Source organism: Denitromonas ohlonensis, from assembly GCF_007625205.1.
Lineage (GTDB): Bacteria > Pseudomonadota > Gammaproteobacteria > Burkholderiales > Rhodocyclaceae > Nitrogeniibacter > Nitrogeniibacter ohlonensis.
This window is the reverse complement of the sequence record NZ_VMNI01000005.1, coordinates 131,895-146,698: the sequence shown is the minus strand read 5'-3', so window position 1 is coordinate 146,698 and position 14,804 is coordinate 131,895. Positions and strand designations below refer to the sequence as shown.

The window sequence follows — 14,804 nt, the reverse complement described above, 5'->3', positions numbered from 1 at the left end:
TGGGCAGGCGAGGTGTCGGGCGTGCTGCGACAGATGACGGGGGATATCGTCCGAACGGACTATGGCGGCGGCCGCGCGGACCACCGCGGCAGGCAGTTCAGTGGCTGCGCGCCTCGCGGCCCTGGCTGTTGCCGAGCAGGCCGATGGCGACGGCCTTGGCCACGGCCTGGGCGCGGTTGCTGACATCGAGCTTGCGCAGGATCTTCTGCACATGGTTCTTGACGGTGAGCGGGCTGATGTCGAGGATCTGGCCGATCTCGGCATTGGTCTTGCCGTCACGCACCCAGCCGAGCACCTGGATCTCGCGACCGGACAGCACCGAGGCCGGGCAGTCGGCCACCGCGCTCTCGCTGTCGAGCATGCGCAGGGTGGCCATGTAGAGGTGGGGCATGAGCAGGTCGGCAAAATAGCGCTCGCGCGCGCCGACCGGCCGGTCGAGACCCAGAAAGGCAAAGAAGGCCCCGCAGCCACCACGCACTTCGCGCGCGCCGTGGCACAGGTTGTTGCGGTAGTTCATGCGATGGAGCATGGCATGCAGACCACCGGACTCGCCGGCTTCTTCGCAGATGGCGATGGGGCCACGATCGACGGTGTGCCACTGCGACAGCAGCGGCGCAATGAAGCCGCGGACCGGGTCTTTGGCCTGCGACTCGAAGTCATTGGGCAAGGTCGCGCGAGAGAACACATCGCTACGCAACTGGAGCGTGCCCAGATCGCCGGTGGTGCACACCAGCGTCTCGTGCGGAATGAAGCTTTGCAATGTGCCCTGGGCCCACAGGAAAAACTGGAATCGCTTGTTGATCTTGATCGAGGTGTCGATCAAGAACAGCAGGCGCTCGCGGTCTTCACTCGTCAAGTTGACGACGTCGGTCACTTGACTGTCTCCCGGTGGACATGGCGTGCGTAGCCTACGGGCGGCGTGTGACAGGCCGATGCCATTCGAATGGCAGTTCGTCGACGCATCATTTGACACGCACCGTGGTGGCGGCATCGGCGCCGGCGGCGAGCAAGACTTCGCTGACGGCCTGCTGGCGATACAGCCCGGCCCAGAAAAAGGCGGTACGCCCTTCCCCGTCGCGGGCGTCAACATCCACACCATGCGCGAGCACCTGGCGCACCATGCTCACATCGCCGCGCGCAGCCGCCATGCTCAGCGTGTGGTGGCCGTGCTTGTCGGCCAGCGTCGGGTCGGCACCGGCCGTGAGCAGAGCGCCAACCACCGCGGCATGCCCCAGGCGCGCGGCGTTGACCAGCGGCGGAGCGCCGTCGGCGCTCTTGCGGTCGGGGTCGGCGTCGTGGCGCAGCAACTGCGTGACCACCCCCGCATGCCCCCGCAAGGCGGCAACACCGAGTGGGGTGAAGCCGGTCTCGCCCCGCTGATCGGGGTCGGCGCCGGCCACCAGCAGCTTGCGCACCACTTCGGTCTGACCGTCGGCCGCCGCCAGCGCCAGCACCCCGCCGCGTAGCTCGGCATCGACCACGTTCGGATTGGCACCCGCCTTGAGCTGTGCCGCCACCGCCGGCCAGTCGAGCGCGCGGGCCGCCGCCAGCAACGCGACGGACGAAGCATCCGGTGTGGCGGGCAGCCAGGTGTTGCCGGTCTGTCGAATCGCGTCGAAAGCGTGTTTTGGCGGCACCGGCTTACCCCGCTCGGCCTCGGGCGCCGTCACGAACGCGGCATGCTCCTGGGGAATATCGTAGGCCTGCGCGCCGAGACTGGTCACGGTCGCCGCAATACAGATCAAGTGGCGCATGATCACCCTGTCGAAACGCATCAAAGCGGTTGACGATAAGCGCCACGTCTTTCAGGGCGATGCGCGGGCCATAAGCCGAACGGACTATCGCGAGAACCGGATTCAGTCGTCGCGGTCGAAGATCCCGGGCCGCGCGCCCCGTGCACTGCGCACATCGGGCGCCAGAGTGTTGATCGGGGGCGTCGGCCCGGCCGCGCCGGCACCGGGGCGGAACACCCACTCGCGCACCGTCTTGGCCTCTGCCGCCTGTTCACCCAACTCGGGGGGCAAGTTGGCGCGGCGAAACGGTGGTTTGTCGCTCAGGCTGTGGATGCCGACAATGCGGCCTTCCTCGCGCTCCAGCCCCCACTCGGTCGTGCCGGTCATCGGGTCGCGGTAGATGCGTCGCAGATGACGCATCGGCTCGGGAAAACGGCGGTCCTCGAGCAACACGGCGAGATCGGCCGGCCAGGTCTTGGCAGCCTCGGGCGACGCGTCGTGGTAGTGCCTCAGCGCGCGCGCCATCTCCACGCCCACCGCCAGCAGCTCGGCCTCTTTTTCACGCTGTGCGCGCGCCTGCCAGGTCTGCCCGGTGCCGGCCATCAGCAGGCCAACGCCGGCGACCAGGAACAGCACCATCAAATAGGTATAGCCGCCCTCGCCCCGCTGCATCGCCATCACCAGGCGCCGTAGGGCTCGCCCGCCCCGCTGCGAATGTTCCAGATGCCGCCCAGCGGATCATCCGGTGGCGGCTCGACCACCCAGGTGGCCACGCTCTCGGTGACCGGGTCCTCGGGGATGCTGCGCAGATAACGTTTGTCGACCAGTTCGTCGAGCGTTTCGGGGGGGCGGCCGACATCGGCGGTGTATTTGTCGATCGCATCGCGCATCACCGCCAGCGTCTGGCGCAGGCTGTTTTCGCGGGCACGGTCGAGGTGATCGAAATAGCGCGGCGCGGCAATCGACAACAAGGTGGCGATGATCGCCATCACCACCAGTAGTTCGATCAGGGTGAAACCTCGGGGGCGGAGAGGCTTAAACATGCGCATCACCACTCCCGGTACGGCAAGCCGTTGAGGCCGGTCTTCTCGCTTTGCGAGTAGACGTCGAACACATCGTCGCCGGGCGCCGGGGCGTCGGGCGGGCTTTCGTAGCTGCGCAGCGCCCAGGTCTCCTCGGCGGGCGTGTCGATATCGGGATAAAACGGATCACGCGGCAGGCGGCGAAGAAAGTAGATCAGCTTCGGCTCGGCCGACTTGATGTCGGCCACCCCACCCGCCAGCACCCGCAGCGACGGCGGGTAACCCGAGGCATCGGCCTGTCGCTCGATCTGCCCGGCATCGCCCGCCACCTTGTAGGCATCGATGGCATCGCGGATCTGCCGCAGCGCCACCCGCAACTCCGACTCCTTCGCCCGCTGCGCGCTGATCTGCGCCAGTGGCAGCACGGTGGCTGCCAGAATGCCGACGATTGCGACAGTCACCACCAATTCGATCAGCGTGAAGCCGCGGCAAAGCGCGCGGCGCGCAGCGCCATTCCGCCCAGCCAAGCCGGCGTCGCGTCCGCCGCGCGCAGGGCCGGCTTCAGCCGGCCATGGCGGGTTGAAACCCGCCCTACAGGAGGTGCCGTCCAGCACGGCCCCCTCGGGGGGGTGAAGCGGGGGTTTCGTGGCGCACTGCGCCGCGCCCGCTGAACGGGTCGGCTGTGCAAAGCCGACCCTCCGCGAGCACAGCGACCAAGTGAGCCACCCGCCCGCCCGCCCGCCGGGCCGCCCCAAGGACGGGCGCCGCCCCCTCGGGGGGGTGAGGCGGGGGTTTCGTGGCGCACTGCGCCACGCCCGTCGAACGGGTCGGCTGTGCAAAGCCGACCCTCCGCGAGCAAAGTGAGCGTGGGGGCAAAAATCTCCCCGCCGGGCCGCCCCAAGGGCGGGCGCCGCCCCCCCGGGGGGCAGCGAGCAAAGCGAGCGTGGGGGCCCGACGCTTCGCCGGGCCGCCCCAAGAAGCGTCGCCGCCCCCTCGGGGGGCAGCGAACGCAGTGAGCGTGGGGGCCTTTCTCCACTCATGGCTTGATCGTCAGACTCACGCTACCCGACGGCGAGACGGTTTCCGTGCGGCCGTCGCGCTCGACGCTGGCCGACACCGGCGCGATGCGCACGGTGCCAATGCTGCCGGCGCGGGTGGTGAACGAGGCGCTGGTCGACACCGTATCCTGCCCGGCCGGGATGGCTACCGTCACGCTGCCGGGGGTGGTGGCGCCGGCCGCTTCGATGCGGCCCGGATCGTACTGCAGCGTGACCTCGCCTCCGGCAATGGCACCGCCGCCGCTGATGGCGACGCTCACTTCGACCGAGCCGCCGGCGGTGACTTCGGACGGGCCGCTGACACTCACCGCGAGCGGTCCGGCGGATGACTCGGGGGACTCGGATTCACGCTCGCCCTCGTCCGGCGCCGCATCGCCGGGATTGACCGCCTCCGGCGCCGCCGCAGCACGCGCCGCCAGCGCTTGCGCCCGGCGTTGCGCCATCCGCGCCGCCAGCGCGCCCGGCCCGTTGCCACCGAGCACCGGCGAGTTGTCACCCGACAAACTCAGACTACCGGGCGCGGTCGGGCGCAGGCTGAGCGGCTCGGCGCCAATATTGGTTTCGGTGCCGGCCGACATCTCGGCCCGTGCCACCGTCGGCACCACCACATTGCGGATCACCCGCGGGGTGATCAGCAGCACGATCTCAGTGCGGTTGTTGGTGTCTTTCTGACTCGAAAACAGCCGCCCGATCAGCGGGATGTCGCCCACCCCCGGCACCCGGTTGCCGACCATCCGGTCTTCTTCCTGCAACAGCCCGGCAAGGATCTGGGTTTCGCCATTCTTGAGGCGCAGCACGGTGGCGGCGGTGCGCGTGCCGACCTGATAGGCCAGCGAGGCCGACGGGCCGGTCACTTCCTTGACGATATTACTCACCTCCAGCCCCACCTTGATCTCGACATCACCCGAGAGCAACACCTGCGGTTTCACGTCGAGCTTGAGCCCCACATCGAGATAGGTGACCGAGGCCGACACGCCAACGTTGGCGGTGGCGGTGGTGGTGAACACCGGCAGCTTGTCGCCGATGTGGATCTTGGCCTCTTCATTGTTCTTGACACGGATGCGCGGGTTGGCCAGCAAGCTGGTGTCGCCGTCTTCCTGGCGCAGATTGAGCAGCAGCGCCGGGTTGGCCACATAGGGGCGCAAATCGCCGCGGCTGCGCAGGTCGACCACGCCGCTGGCCAGCGTGCGCGCCACGCCGGTGCCATCCAGTGCGCCCAGGCCGACCTGGTCGGGGAAGTCGAGGCCGAGTTCGATCACCTTGTTGCGGCTGACCTCCAGCACCTCGACCTCGAGCATCACCTCCGGCTCGGCCACATCCAGGGAGCTGAGGAGGCGCTCCGCCAGGGCCACCGCCTCGGGCGTGTCCTTGATTACCAGCAGCCGCAGCTTCTCGTCGGCGAACACATCGCGGCTCTTGGTCAATGTACGCACCAGCGCCTGCGCCTGCTTCACGTCGGCGTTCGACAAGTAAAAGCTGCGCGTGACCAGCTCGCGATACTCCTTGGTCTTGGCCGGCGTCGAGGGGTAGATCAGCACCGAGTTGGCGTTGAGGATCTTGCGTTCGATTTTCTGTGTGGCGGTGAGCAGCTGCAGCACCTCATCGACCGTGCTGTTGCGCACGAACAGCGTCACCTTGGCCTCGGCCCGCACATCGCGGTCGAACACGAAGTTGAGCCCCGCCGCACGCGACAGCGCCTCGAACACGATGCGCAGCGGCGCATCGCGAAATTCCAGCGTTACCGGTTTGGCGAAGGGGCCGCGCAGGGCCACGTCGGGCGCCGGGTTGGCCTCGGCCGAGGCCGCCTGGAGATGCCCGTCCAGCGCCCGCGCGGCGGCATGCTCGGGGTCTTCGGTCAGCACGCGCGCCACCTCGGCCCGCGCCGCCTTGGCGTCGCCTGCCTTGAATGCCGCCTGGGCCGTGCTCAGCATCGCCGCATGACGTGCCTCGCGCGCCAGCGCCCGTTGCCCGGCCTCGGCACGCGGGTCGCCCGGCGCAAAGCGCTCGATGTCCTCATACAAGCGGGCCGCCTCCCCGGTCTGGCCCGCCCGGTTGGCGCGCTCGGCGGCGGCCAGCCGTTGCAGGATCACCCGCTCGCGCTGGCGCAGATAAAAGGCGCGCAGCTCGCGATTCTCGGGCTTGGCCGACACCTCGGCGGCCAGCCGGCCCAGCGCCGCCACTTCGTCGCCGGTGGCCAGATCGGTACGCGCCTGCTCCATCGCCGGGTTGCTGGCGCACCCCGCCAGCAACACGAATGACAACAACAAAAACACGCGGGGCATACGGGCAGGCAGAGTCATGGGGCAGTCGCCAGATGGATTCGTTGGATTTCTTTCAGCGGCAAGTAGGTCAGCGTCACGGAGTCTTCATCAAAGGCATCGATGCGATAGCGCCCCACCACCTCGCCCACCCGCGCCATCACCAGACGCTCGCCGTCGAGCAAGAACAACGTGCGCGCGCCGTCGGCGTCGATCAGCGAGCCGGCGTAGGTGTAAGGCATGGCGGGTGCGCGCGGTTTGGGTGGGGCCACGCGCGCCGTCTGACGAGCCGACGGCGGCGGAGGCGGCACACCAAACACCGAAGGTGCCTCAGCGGCAAAAGCGGGCCGCTCGGCCGCCAGTGCAGACAGATCGGCCTTGGCCGTCACCACCGGCCGAGCCGCACGCGTGGGTGCGCTGCGCAGCTCGCGCACCGTTGTCGGCGCGTCGTCGGTGTCCACCGTTGACGCCCACCAGGTGGCCGCCAGCGTTGCCGCCAGCGCGCCCCACAGGCCGAGTTGGCGCTTGTTCATACGCCCCCCCGCACAAACACCGACACCCGAACATCGGCGCTGACCTGCCCGGCGGTGGCCTGCTCGCGCTTGATCGACAGCTGCTCCACCGCCGCGCCCGGCTGCTCGGCCAGCACCTGCCCGAGCCAGGCGTAGAGATCATCAAAACTGCCCCGCATCGGCAGCGTCGCCGTCACCCGCACCAGCGGCGTACCCGACACCAGCGCACTGCGATAGTCGCCACGCTCGGGCAGCAGGCCGTGTTCGGCTGCCGCCACATGCATTTTCGCCAGCACCGATGACAGCTCCGAGGCCGGCGCAAAGCGCGTATAAAACGCCGCGAGCCGATCGCGATCACTCAACACCGGCTGCACCGACACATCCGCCACCTTGAGCAAAGCCGCGCGCTCCGCCGCCAGCGACTCGGCCTGCGCCGCCTGTTCGCTGCCGGTCGACAGGCCGAAAGCCAGCGCAAAAGCCAGCAAGGCCACACCGACCGCACCGGCCCAACCGGCACGCATCACGGCGCGCAAAGTTCGCTCGCGCAGGCGGTCGAGGCGGGGCGACGTGATCGTCGTCATCGGCTCACCCACTGACCATTGAGATTGAACACAAAACGGCCGCCCTCATGCTCATAGCTCACCAGCTCGACCGCGGCCAACGCGTCGGCGGCTTCGAGCCGGCCGAGGAAATCAAACATGCCGTCCAGGCTGGGCGCTTCGGCCGAGAGGCTGACCGTGCCGCGCAAGGCATCGGGCGTCAGCGCCAGCACGGCCACGCCATCGCCGGCCGCGGCGTCCACGCTGGCGAACAGCGCCGGCCAGTCGCGCCCGAGTTGGGCGGCCAGCTTGAGCGCGGGGCTCGCCTCTTCGGCCCGCACCGGCGCCTCGGGCGCGCTCACCACATGGCGGCGTTCACGCTGCAACTGATGGCGCAGGCGCTCGACGATCTGCTCGCGTTCATACAGATCGGCGCGGCGGCTCAGGAAGTCATTCACCTCCAGCGCGGCCATGCCCAGCCCGAGCGCCAGCAACACCCATCCCAGCAGGCCGGGCCAGCGGCGCCGGCGGGCAAAGTCGAGGGCGATCGGTTGCGGGCTCATGCGGCCGGCTCCAGCGCCACGGGCTGCCAGCCGTCGGGCGCCGTCTGTTTTGCACCCACGGTGTACAGCACGCCGCTCGGCGCGGCCTCGCCGCTGGCACACAACTGGGTCAGCATGCGGCGGGCGGCGTCTTCGTCGCCGGGCGCGACCACTTGCGAGCGCAGCGCACACCAGCGCCCGTCACGCCACACACCCAGCGTCAGACGCCCATCGGCCGCGCACAGCAAGGCGCCATCGGCCGCCGAGCATTGCCGGCGCAGGCGGTTGAACTGGGCAACAAATGCCCCGGTCAAGCCAGCCAAGCGCGCCTTGCGCGCCGCCAGCAGGCTGTGCAGCCCGGTGATCAGCGCAGTCGGCGCGGCGCAAACAATGCGCGCATCGTCGACCGGGTCAGTGTCCATGGCCACGGTCCAGGCAGTCATGTCGATGCCGTGCACTGCCTTGAACTGGTGCGCCAGCCAGGCCTCGCGCTCTCGCGGCGCGCGCACCGCGGCGGGCCAGCGCGTGACCAGATAACGCAGCCAGTGGTCGGCCACGCACACATCCACCTTGGCGCGCGCCGGCAGCAAGTCGCCCAAGGCCGCCGGCCAGGGCTGCGCGCCGGCCGCCAGCGCCAGGCGATGCGTCTGGCCGCCGACGACCAGTTCACAGGCCTCGGCGTGCAGGTGCAGACGAACGGGTTCAGCCCAGAAGCGTGACACGGTTCAGCTCCTGCAAAGTGGTTTCGCCAGCGGCCACCAGCGCGGTGGCGGCGTCGCGCAGGCTCACGAAGCCGCGCGAGGCGGCCAGCGTCTTGAGTGCGCGCACCGGGGCGCGGGTGACGATCAGCTCGCGGATCTCGTCGTCCAGAATCAGCACCTCGGCAATCGCCCGTCGCCCCTTGTAGCCCGAGCCACGGCACTGGCCGCAGCCGTGGCTGGCGCGAAAACGGAAGGCGCTCACATCGTCAAGCCGCGATTCGGCCACCTGCGCCGGATCGGGCGTAATGTCATCCACGCAGTGCGGGCAGTTGATGCGGATCAGCCGCTGCGCCACCACGCCGTTGAGCGCGGCGACCAGGTTGTGCGGGTCGATGCCCATGTGGGTGAAGCGGCCGATGACGTCGAACACATTGTTGGCGTGCACCGTGGTGAACACCAGGTGGCCGGTGAGCGCGGCCTGCACGGCGATCTCGGCCGTTTCGCCATCGCGGATCTCGCCGACCATGATCTTGTCCGGGTCGTGACGCAGGATGGAGCGCAGGCCGCGGGCGAAGGTCAGGCCCTTCTTTTCATTCACCGGAATCTGCAGCACGCCGGGCAACTGGTATTCGACCGGGTCTTCAATGGTGATAATTTTGTCCAGCCCGTGGTTGGTTTCGGCCAGCGTGGCGTAGAGCGAGGTGGTCTTGCCCGAGCCGGTCGGGCCGGTCACCAGCAGCATGCCGTAGGGTTCGCTGGCGAGGCGGCGCAGCGTGGCGCGCACCGCATCGTCGAAGCCCAGGGTTTCGAGCGACAGGCCGGTCATCTCCTGCGTGAGGTGTTCTTTGTCGAGCACGCGCAGCACGGCGTCTTCGCCATGGATGCTGGGCATGATCGACACACGAAAGTCGATCTCGCGCCCCGCCGCCTGCGCCTTGAAGCGGCCATCTTGCGGCACGCGGCGCTCGGCAATGTCGAGCTCGGCCATCACCTTGATGCGCGAAATCGCCTGCTCGGCCAGCTCGCTGCCCTGCACGCTGCCCATGCGCGAGAGCACACCGTCGATGCGGTACTGGATCACCAGCCCGGCCGGCACGCACTCCAGATGGATGTCGCTGGCGCCTTGCTTGAGCGCGTCGTAGAGCGTGGAGTTGACCAGCTTGACCACCGGGCTGGCGTCTTCGCTGATGCGCTTGAGCGAGAGGTCTTCCGCCCCGCCGTTTGTCTTTTCGCCACCGCGGGTTTCCGACAGGCCCGCCGCGCGGCGCACTTCGTCTTCATGCCGCGCCAGACAGGCGGCAATGTCGTCATGGTCGGCCAGCGCCACGTCAAAGGGCTCGGTCAGCCGGGCGCCGAGGCCGTCGACCAGCGCACGGTCAAAAGGATCGGCCAGCACCAGCGTCAGCGCGCCATCGGGCCCGCGCAGCGCGATGCACTCGCGGCGCAGCGCCTGCTCGAAAGGCATCACCGCAAAATCGGGCGTGCGGGTCATCAACTCGGCATGGCCCATCAGCGGCAGATCAAAGGTACGCGCCAGGCGCGCCAGTCGCGGTGCGGCCTCGGTTTCGATGCCCGCCAGCGCGTCGAGCATGCGCCCGCCGGCGGCGCGTGCGGCGGCCAGCTCGTCGGGCGAAAAGGGCTGGATCTGCGGCGCATTCATCCCACGCTCTCCGCCAGTTGAAAGATCGGCAGATACATCAACACCACGATGCCGCCAATCGCCACGCCAATGAACAGCATCAGCAACGGGCCGATCAGGCGGGTCAGCCACTCGACCTGACGCGCCGTGTCTTCTTCGTGAAACTCCGCCGCGCGGGTCAGCATCTCGCCCAGATTGCCAGCGCGCTCGCCCACCCGCAGCATGCGCAGCGCCACCGGCGTGGCCAGGCCCTGCGCCGCCAGCGTGTTGGCAAAACCGGCGCCCTCGCGCACCCGGGCAATGGCCAGCTCCAGCGACGTGCGCAGCGTCGGCGTCAGCAGGCCGGCGACCATGCCCAGCGCGGTGACCACCGGAATCCCGCCCGACAGCAGCATGCCCAGCGTGCGGTAAAAACGCGCCAGCTGAAACACCCGCAGTCGTTCGCCGATCATTGGCATCTGCCACATCAAGCGCCCCGCTGCCGCCGCCGTGGCCGGCTGACGCACCAACGCCACGACGCCGACAATCACCACCAACACACCGCCCGCCACGATCAGCGCATTGGCCTCGACGAATCGCCCCCACTCCATCAGCAGGCGCGACATGAAGGGCAGATCGCCGCCCACATCTTCATAAATATGCGAGAAACGCGGCACCACGTAGCCGAGCAAAAACAACACCACCAGACCGCCCACACTGAGCAGCAACACCGGGTAGATGGCCGCGCTCACCAGCTTGCTGCGCAGCGCCTCCACCTGCTGGCGATACGCAATGAAACGCGCCACCGCCGGCACCAGATCGCTGGTGCGCTCGGCCGCGCGGATCATCGCCACATACAGATCGGGGAAGGCATGCGGCGCAGCCTCAAGTGCCGCCGACAGCGGCCGCCCCTCGCGCAACGCCTTGCGGATATCGTCGAGCACGCCGCGCACTGCGGGGCGCGATTCCTTCTCGGCCAGCGCGTCCACCGACTCCGCCAGCGGAATGCCCGCGCCCAGCAGCGCCAGCATCTCCTGATTGAACAGCAGCAACGGAAAACGCGCGCGCCGCCCACCCTGACGCTCGGCGCGCATCGCCAGCACCGTCAGCCCACGCGCGCCGGCCAACTGGCGTGCCTCGGCCTCGGTCGACGCCTCAAAGGCCGTCTCGACCACGTCCGCGCCCTGCCCAATGGCCTTCACCCGGTAGCGCATTACCAGTTCACGATATCGGCGGCCTCGCCCTCACCACCGGGCTGGCCGTCCTTACCGAAAGAAAACAGGTCGAACTCGCTGTGCTCGCCCGGCGACCGATACTGGTAGGGCTTCTCCCACGGATCGTCCGGCACCGCCTTGCGCAGGTAAGGCCCCTGCCATTTGCGCTCGCCCGTCGGCGCCGTGTTCAGCGCGGCCAAGCCTTCTTCGGTCATCGGATAACGGCCGACATCCAGGCGGAACTGATCCAGCGCCTTCTCCAGCGCATTGATCTGCGCCCGCGCCGTCTGCACCTCCGACTTGCCAATCTGCGAAAAGAAACGCGGCCCCACATAGCCCGCCAGCAGCCCGATGATCACCATCACCACCAGCAGTTCGAGCAGCGTGAAGCCGGCCTGACGCACCCGCGCACGCACAAACGACTCCGTCGGCGCCGACGCCGGTGGCGCAGCACGCAAGGCCGACGCGCCATCCACCGCGAGGCGGGTTGAAACCCGCCCGACGTCATCCGGCACGCAGCAGCCCCCCCGTGGGGCGGGCTTCAACCCGCCAAAACGCGCATCCGAAGGCACACCCGGCCCCCGAGCACGCACCGCCGCGACAAAACCACGCATGGAAGAAAACACAAACCCGATGGGCAAGAAACGCATGAACTCGAACACTCCCGGGCAGGCAGGCTGCCCCATAAAGGCGATCAGAGTAGGCGGGCAATGTGACACCGCGTTGACCTGCCAAACGGTACATCAAACCCCCGCCCAGGTGAAACGCTCCCGTCATCACGCCGCGGCAGACTAACTGCTTCGGCCACATCCACCAGCGAGCACACCCCATGATCGACGATCTCGACCTCGACTTCGCCCTCAGCGGCACCCGCCGCGCTTGGGTCTCCGACGAAGTATCCACTACCATCAATCCCGATACCGATTGGGACATGCCCTATGACGACGCCGACCTCGACCCGCTCGACGACGACGGCCCCATCTCATGTGACTGGATTAGCTAAGCACCTCGCCGCCAGCCTGCTCTGCGCGGCGCTTTGCGCACCGCTGGCCACACACGCCGACACGCTCTACAGCTTTGTCGACGAGCACGGCGTCATGCACTTTTCCGACAGCCCCGTCACCGACACCCGCTACCGCCGCATCGCCGGCAGCCCCCCACGCGCCGCCTCCACGGGTAAACCCCAGCCCCGCCTCGCCCCCGCCGCGCTGCGCCCCCACATCGAACACGCCGCCCGCCAAACCGGCCTCGACCCCGCCCTGCTGCACGCCGTCGCCCAGGTCGAAAGCGCCTTCAATCCCCGCGCCCAATCCCCCAAAGGCGCGCTCGGCCTCATGCAACTCATGCCCGCCACCGCCAAGCGCTACGGCGTCACCAACCCCCTCGACCCCGCCACCAACCTCCTCGGCGGCGCCCGCTACCTCAGCGACCTGCTCCGCCTGTTTGACGACGACCTCGAACTGGCGCTTGCTGCCTACAACGCCGGGGAGAATGCCGTCATGAAGTACGACAGGCAGATTCCGCCGTACCGGGAGACGCGGGCGTATGTGCCTAGGGTGTTGGCGCGGTATGCGCTCGTACGGAACACGCGCTAACGCCAAGATGGGTCGAGTCCTGCGCCCTACCCGCCCGGGACACCGGGTCGTGCCTGGCTGACGCAGCCGCCCAAAGAAAGAGTGTGCCGCCGACGCAGATCATCTGGGCAGAAACACCCAGACATAAACCTTGGTCACCCCCTGTTTTCGGTCTATTTTCGAGAAGCACGAGCAGACCTGCGGCGACGACGCTCGATGCCAGATTGTTTTTCTGCATCCTTTTGCGAGCGCGTTCGTCTCCAAGAATGAATTGCTTCAACCGATAGCCCTGCCAAGGAGTGTTCAGATGACCACGCGATTGCGCGAGCTGTACGCCAGCAACACTCGTGAAGGCAACTTGCTGTTCTTCATGCTGGCGGCCTTTGTGCTGATCTATTTTGTTCCCGCCGGAACGGCACGCTTCGATAACGCCGTCCTGGAGGCGGTGCGCCTGACCAATTGGTACGCCAGGGAGCACGTCATTCTGTGTTTGCTGCCGGCCTTCCTGATTGCCGGCGCGATGTCGGCGTACATCAGCCAGGGGGCGGTGATGCGCTACCTGGGGCCCGAGGCGTCCAAGCCGGTGGCGTTTAGCGTGGCATCGGTATCCGGCACGCTGCTGGCCGTGTGTTCGTGCACCGTGCTGCCCTTGTTCGGTGGCATCTACAAGCGCGGCGCGGGCCTGGGGGCAGCCATCGCCTTTCTGTATTCGGGGCCGGCCATCAACATCATGGCCGTCGTCGTCACCGCGAAAGTGCTGGGTGCGGAGATCGGCATTGCCCGCGCGGTCGGCGCCATCCTGTTTGCACTGGTCATCGGCACGATCATGCACCTGCTCTATCGCAAGGAGGAGGCGCAGCGAACGGTCAAGAACACGCGCGGCTTTGGGGGCGATGACGCCGACAAGCCGACGAGTGCGATTGTGGCTTTTTTTGCGCTGATGGTCGGGGTGCTGGTGTTTGCCAACTGGGCGGCCGCCGACAGCGACACCTGGATGCAGATCTATGCGTGGAAGTGGCAGATCACGGCGCTGCTCTCCGCCATGCTGGCGGGCCTGCTGGTGTGGCGCTGGCACTGGCCGGCAAGTCAGCTGCTGATGCTGGCTGCCGTGGTGGTGGCTGCCGCCGTGATCGTGCCCGGCGCACCTGAGCTGCCCTTTGCGCTCGGCATTGCCGGCCTGATGATCATCTCGGCTTTGCGCGAGCAGGATCGCGAGTGGTCTGCGCAAAGCTGGGATTTCGCCAAGCAGATTCTGCCGCTGCTTCTGGGTGGCGTGTTCGTTGCCGGCTTTGCGCTGGGTCGGCCCGGTCATGAGGGGATCATTCCCTCGGAATGGGTCGCGGTAGCGGTGGGCGACAACACATTGAGCTCGACCATCATCGCCTCAGTCTTGGGCGCGCTGATGTACTTCTCTACCCTGACCGAGGTGCCCATCGTTGATGCGCTGATGGGCGCCGGCATGGGCAAAGGGCCGGCGCTGGCACTGCTGCTGGCAGGGCCTGCGCTGTCTTTGCCCAACATGCTGGTGATCCGCACCATCCTGGGCACGCAAAAAACGGTGGTCTATTGTGCGTTGGTTGTGGTGATGGCCACCATTACCGGCTTTGCCTATGGCAACTGGTGGTAGTTCAATCAACTGAATTTACGTAACGAGTGAGGAGAGACCATGAAATTCACGATCTACGGCAGCGGCTGTGCCAAATGCAAACAACTGACGGCAAATGCAGAAGACGCGGCAAAGGCCAAAGGGATTGACTATGACATTGAGAAAGTGACTGACACCAACGCCATCATTGACGCTGGCATCATGCGCACGCCGGCGCTGGCGATTGACGATGAAATCGTCATTGAAGGCAAGGTTGCCAATGCCGACGAGATCCAGAAATTGCTGGCTTGATTGAAAGCGACCGAAGCGCCATGCATAGCATGGGGTAAAACCACTCTATGCCGGATTGCACACCGCGCAGTGAGAACAGGCGTGGCGCATCCGCCCCCAGGTGAGGCAGATGCGCTTTCGCTTTGGCCGCCAGATG

At 67.4% G+C, this 14,804-nt stretch carries 17 protein-coding genes; 4 read left to right on the top strand and 13 right to left on the bottom strand.

Annotated elements, in window-relative coordinates; translation table 11 throughout:
• Positions 1-97: 97 nt before the first annotated feature.
• The 13 genes from epsA to gspG all read right to left on the bottom strand — a co-directional run bounded on the left by epsA (position 98) and on the right by gspG (position 11,613).
• Positions 98-874, bottom strand: coding sequence for an XrtB/PEP-CTERM-associated transcriptional regulator EpsA (gene epsA / locus FHP89_RS05425; RefSeq protein WP_222105318.1), 777 nt, complete (start codon positions 872-874; stop codon positions 98-100).
• A gap of 88 nt (positions 875-962) precedes the next feature.
• Complete coding sequence (locus tag FHP89_RS05420) at positions 963-1,754, bottom strand: ankyrin repeat domain-containing protein (protein WP_186300396.1); 792 nt, start codon at positions 1,752-1,754, stop codon at positions 963-965.
• 102 nt (positions 1,755-1,856) lie between these two features.
• Positions 1,857-2,411: a type II secretion system protein gene (locus FHP89_RS05415; RefSeq protein WP_186300395.1), complete on the bottom strand. Its 555-nt coding sequence runs from the start codon at positions 2,409-2,411 to the stop codon at positions 1,857-1,859.
• The gene (locus tag FHP89_RS05410) at positions 2,411-2,776 is read right to left on the bottom strand and encodes a type II secretion system protein (protein WP_144179562.1); all 366 of its coding nucleotides are present in this window, start codon (positions 2,774-2,776) and stop codon (positions 2,411-2,413) included. Before FHP89_RS05410 ends, FHP89_RS05415 begins: the two co-directional genes overlap by 1 nt.
• 5 nt (positions 2,777-2,781) lie before the next feature.
• Positions 2,782-3,369 carry a type II secretion system protein gene (locus FHP89_RS21145; protein WP_313792204.1) on the bottom strand — a complete coding sequence of 196 codons (588 nt, stop codon included), beginning with the start codon at positions 3,367-3,369 and terminating at the stop codon, positions 2,782-2,784.
• Between the two features lie 422 nt (positions 3,370-3,791).
• Complete coding sequence (locus FHP89_RS05395) at positions 3,792-6,113, bottom strand: secretin N-terminal domain-containing protein (protein ID WP_144179559.1); 2,322 nt, start codon at positions 6,111-6,113, stop codon at positions 3,792-3,794.
• Positions 6,110-6,604 (bottom strand): hypothetical protein, encoded by a 495-nt coding sequence (locus tag FHP89_RS05390; RefSeq protein WP_144179558.1) that lies wholly within the window; start codon positions 6,602-6,604, stop codon positions 6,110-6,112. Before FHP89_RS05390 ends, FHP89_RS05395 begins: the two co-directional genes overlap by 4 nt.
• On the bottom strand, positions 6,601-7,164 hold the full coding sequence (locus tag FHP89_RS05385) for a hypothetical protein (RefSeq protein WP_144179557.1): 564 nt from the start codon (positions 7,162-7,164) through the stop codon (positions 6,601-6,603). The genes FHP89_RS05390 and FHP89_RS05385 overlap by 4 nt, the downstream gene beginning before the upstream one ends.
• Complete coding sequence (locus FHP89_RS05380; RefSeq protein WP_144179556.1) at positions 7,161-7,685, bottom strand: hypothetical protein; 525 nt, start codon at positions 7,683-7,685, stop codon at positions 7,161-7,163. Before FHP89_RS05380 ends, FHP89_RS05385 begins: the two co-directional genes overlap by 4 nt.
• On the bottom strand, positions 7,682-8,386 hold the full coding sequence (locus FHP89_RS05375; RefSeq protein WP_144179555.1) for a hypothetical protein: 705 nt from the start codon (positions 8,384-8,386) through the stop codon (positions 7,682-7,684). Before FHP89_RS05375 ends, FHP89_RS05380 begins: the two co-directional genes overlap by 4 nt.
• Positions 8,367-10,025, bottom strand: coding sequence for a GspE/PulE family protein (locus tag FHP89_RS05370; RefSeq protein ID WP_144179554.1), 1,659 nt, complete (start codon positions 10,023-10,025; stop codon positions 8,367-8,369). Before FHP89_RS05370 ends, FHP89_RS05375 begins: the two co-directional genes overlap by 20 nt.
• A complete protein-coding gene (locus tag FHP89_RS05365) occupies positions 10,022-11,197 on the bottom strand; it encodes a type II secretion system F family protein (protein WP_144179553.1) in 1,176 nt (391 codons plus the stop codon). Before FHP89_RS05365 ends, FHP89_RS05370 begins: the two co-directional genes overlap by 4 nt.
• Positions 11,197-11,613: a type II secretion system major pseudopilin GspG gene (gene gspG / locus FHP89_RS05360; RefSeq protein ID WP_260851489.1), complete on the bottom strand. Its 417-nt coding sequence runs from the start codon at positions 11,611-11,613 to the stop codon at positions 11,197-11,199. Before gspG ends, FHP89_RS05365 begins: the two co-directional genes overlap by 1 nt.
• Positions 11,614-12,026: 413 nt before the next feature.
• On the opposite strand from gspG, the gene FHP89_RS20910 reads away from it, so the two are divergent.
• The 4 genes from FHP89_RS20910 to FHP89_RS05345 all read left to right on the top strand — a co-directional run bounded on the left by FHP89_RS20910 (position 12,027) and on the right by FHP89_RS05345 (position 14,668).
• A complete protein-coding gene (locus tag FHP89_RS20910; protein ID WP_186300394.1) occupies positions 12,027-12,200 on the top strand; it encodes a hypothetical protein in 174 nt (57 codons plus the stop codon).
• Positions 12,184-12,792, top strand: coding sequence for a lytic transglycosylase domain-containing protein (locus FHP89_RS05355; RefSeq protein WP_260851481.1), 609 nt, complete (start codon positions 12,184-12,186; stop codon positions 12,790-12,792). Before FHP89_RS20910 ends, FHP89_RS05355 begins: the two co-directional genes overlap by 17 nt.
• A gap of 286 nt (positions 12,793-13,078) precedes the next feature.
• Complete coding sequence (locus FHP89_RS05350; RefSeq protein ID WP_144179551.1) at positions 13,079-14,398, top strand: permease; 1,320 nt, start codon at positions 13,079-13,081, stop codon at positions 14,396-14,398.
• Positions 14,399-14,437: 39 nt separating this feature from the next.
• Positions 14,438-14,668, top strand: a complete 231-nt coding sequence (locus FHP89_RS05345; RefSeq protein ID WP_144179550.1) for a thioredoxin family protein — start codon at positions 14,438-14,440, stop codon at positions 14,666-14,668.
• Positions 14,669-14,804 lie beyond the last annotated feature (136 nt).

Excerpts from the sequence above, each read along its gene's own strand:
- FHP89_RS05420 (WP_186300396.1), bottom strand. The coding sequence starts at position 1,754 with ATGCGCCACTTGATCTGTATTGCGGCGACCGTGACCAGTCTCGGCGCG.
- FHP89_RS05415 (WP_186300395.1), bottom strand. The coding sequence starts at position 2,411 with ATGGCGATGCAGCGGGGCGAGGGCGGCTATACCTATTTGATGGTGCTG.
- FHP89_RS05410 (WP_144179562.1), bottom strand. The coding sequence starts at position 2,776 with ATGTTTAAGCCTCTCCGCCCCCGAGGTTTCACCCTGATCGAACTACTG.
- FHP89_RS05395 (WP_144179559.1), bottom strand. The coding sequence starts at position 6,113 with ATGACTCTGCCTGCCCGTATGCCCCGCGTGTTTTTGTTGTTGTCATTC.
- FHP89_RS05390 (WP_144179558.1), bottom strand. The coding sequence starts at position 6,604 with ATGAACAAGCGCCAACTCGGCCTGTGGGGCGCGCTGGCGGCAACGCTG.
- FHP89_RS05385 (WP_144179557.1), bottom strand. The coding sequence starts at position 7,164 with ATGACGACGATCACGTCGCCCCGCCTCGACCGCCTGCGCGAGCGAACT.
- FHP89_RS05380 (WP_144179556.1), bottom strand. The coding sequence starts at position 7,685 with ATGAGCCCGCAACCGATCGCCCTCGACTTTGCCCGCCGGCGCCGCTGG.
- FHP89_RS05370 (WP_144179554.1), bottom strand. The coding sequence starts at position 10,025 with ATGAATGCGCCGCAGATCCAGCCCTTTTCGCCCGACGAGCTGGCCGCC.
- FHP89_RS05365 (WP_144179553.1), bottom strand. The coding sequence starts at position 11,197 with ATGCGCTACCGGGTGAAGGCCATTGGGCAGGGCGCGGACGTGGTCGAG.
- FHP89_RS20910 (WP_186300394.1), top strand. The coding sequence starts at position 12,027 with ATGATCGACGATCTCGACCTCGACTTCGCCCTCAGCGGCACCCGCCGC.
- FHP89_RS05350 (WP_144179551.1), top strand. The coding sequence starts at position 13,079 with ATGACCACGCGATTGCGCGAGCTGTACGCCAGCAACACTCGTGAAGGC.
- FHP89_RS05345 (WP_144179550.1), top strand. The coding sequence starts at position 14,438 with ATGAAATTCACGATCTACGGCAGCGGCTGTGCCAAATGCAAACAACTG.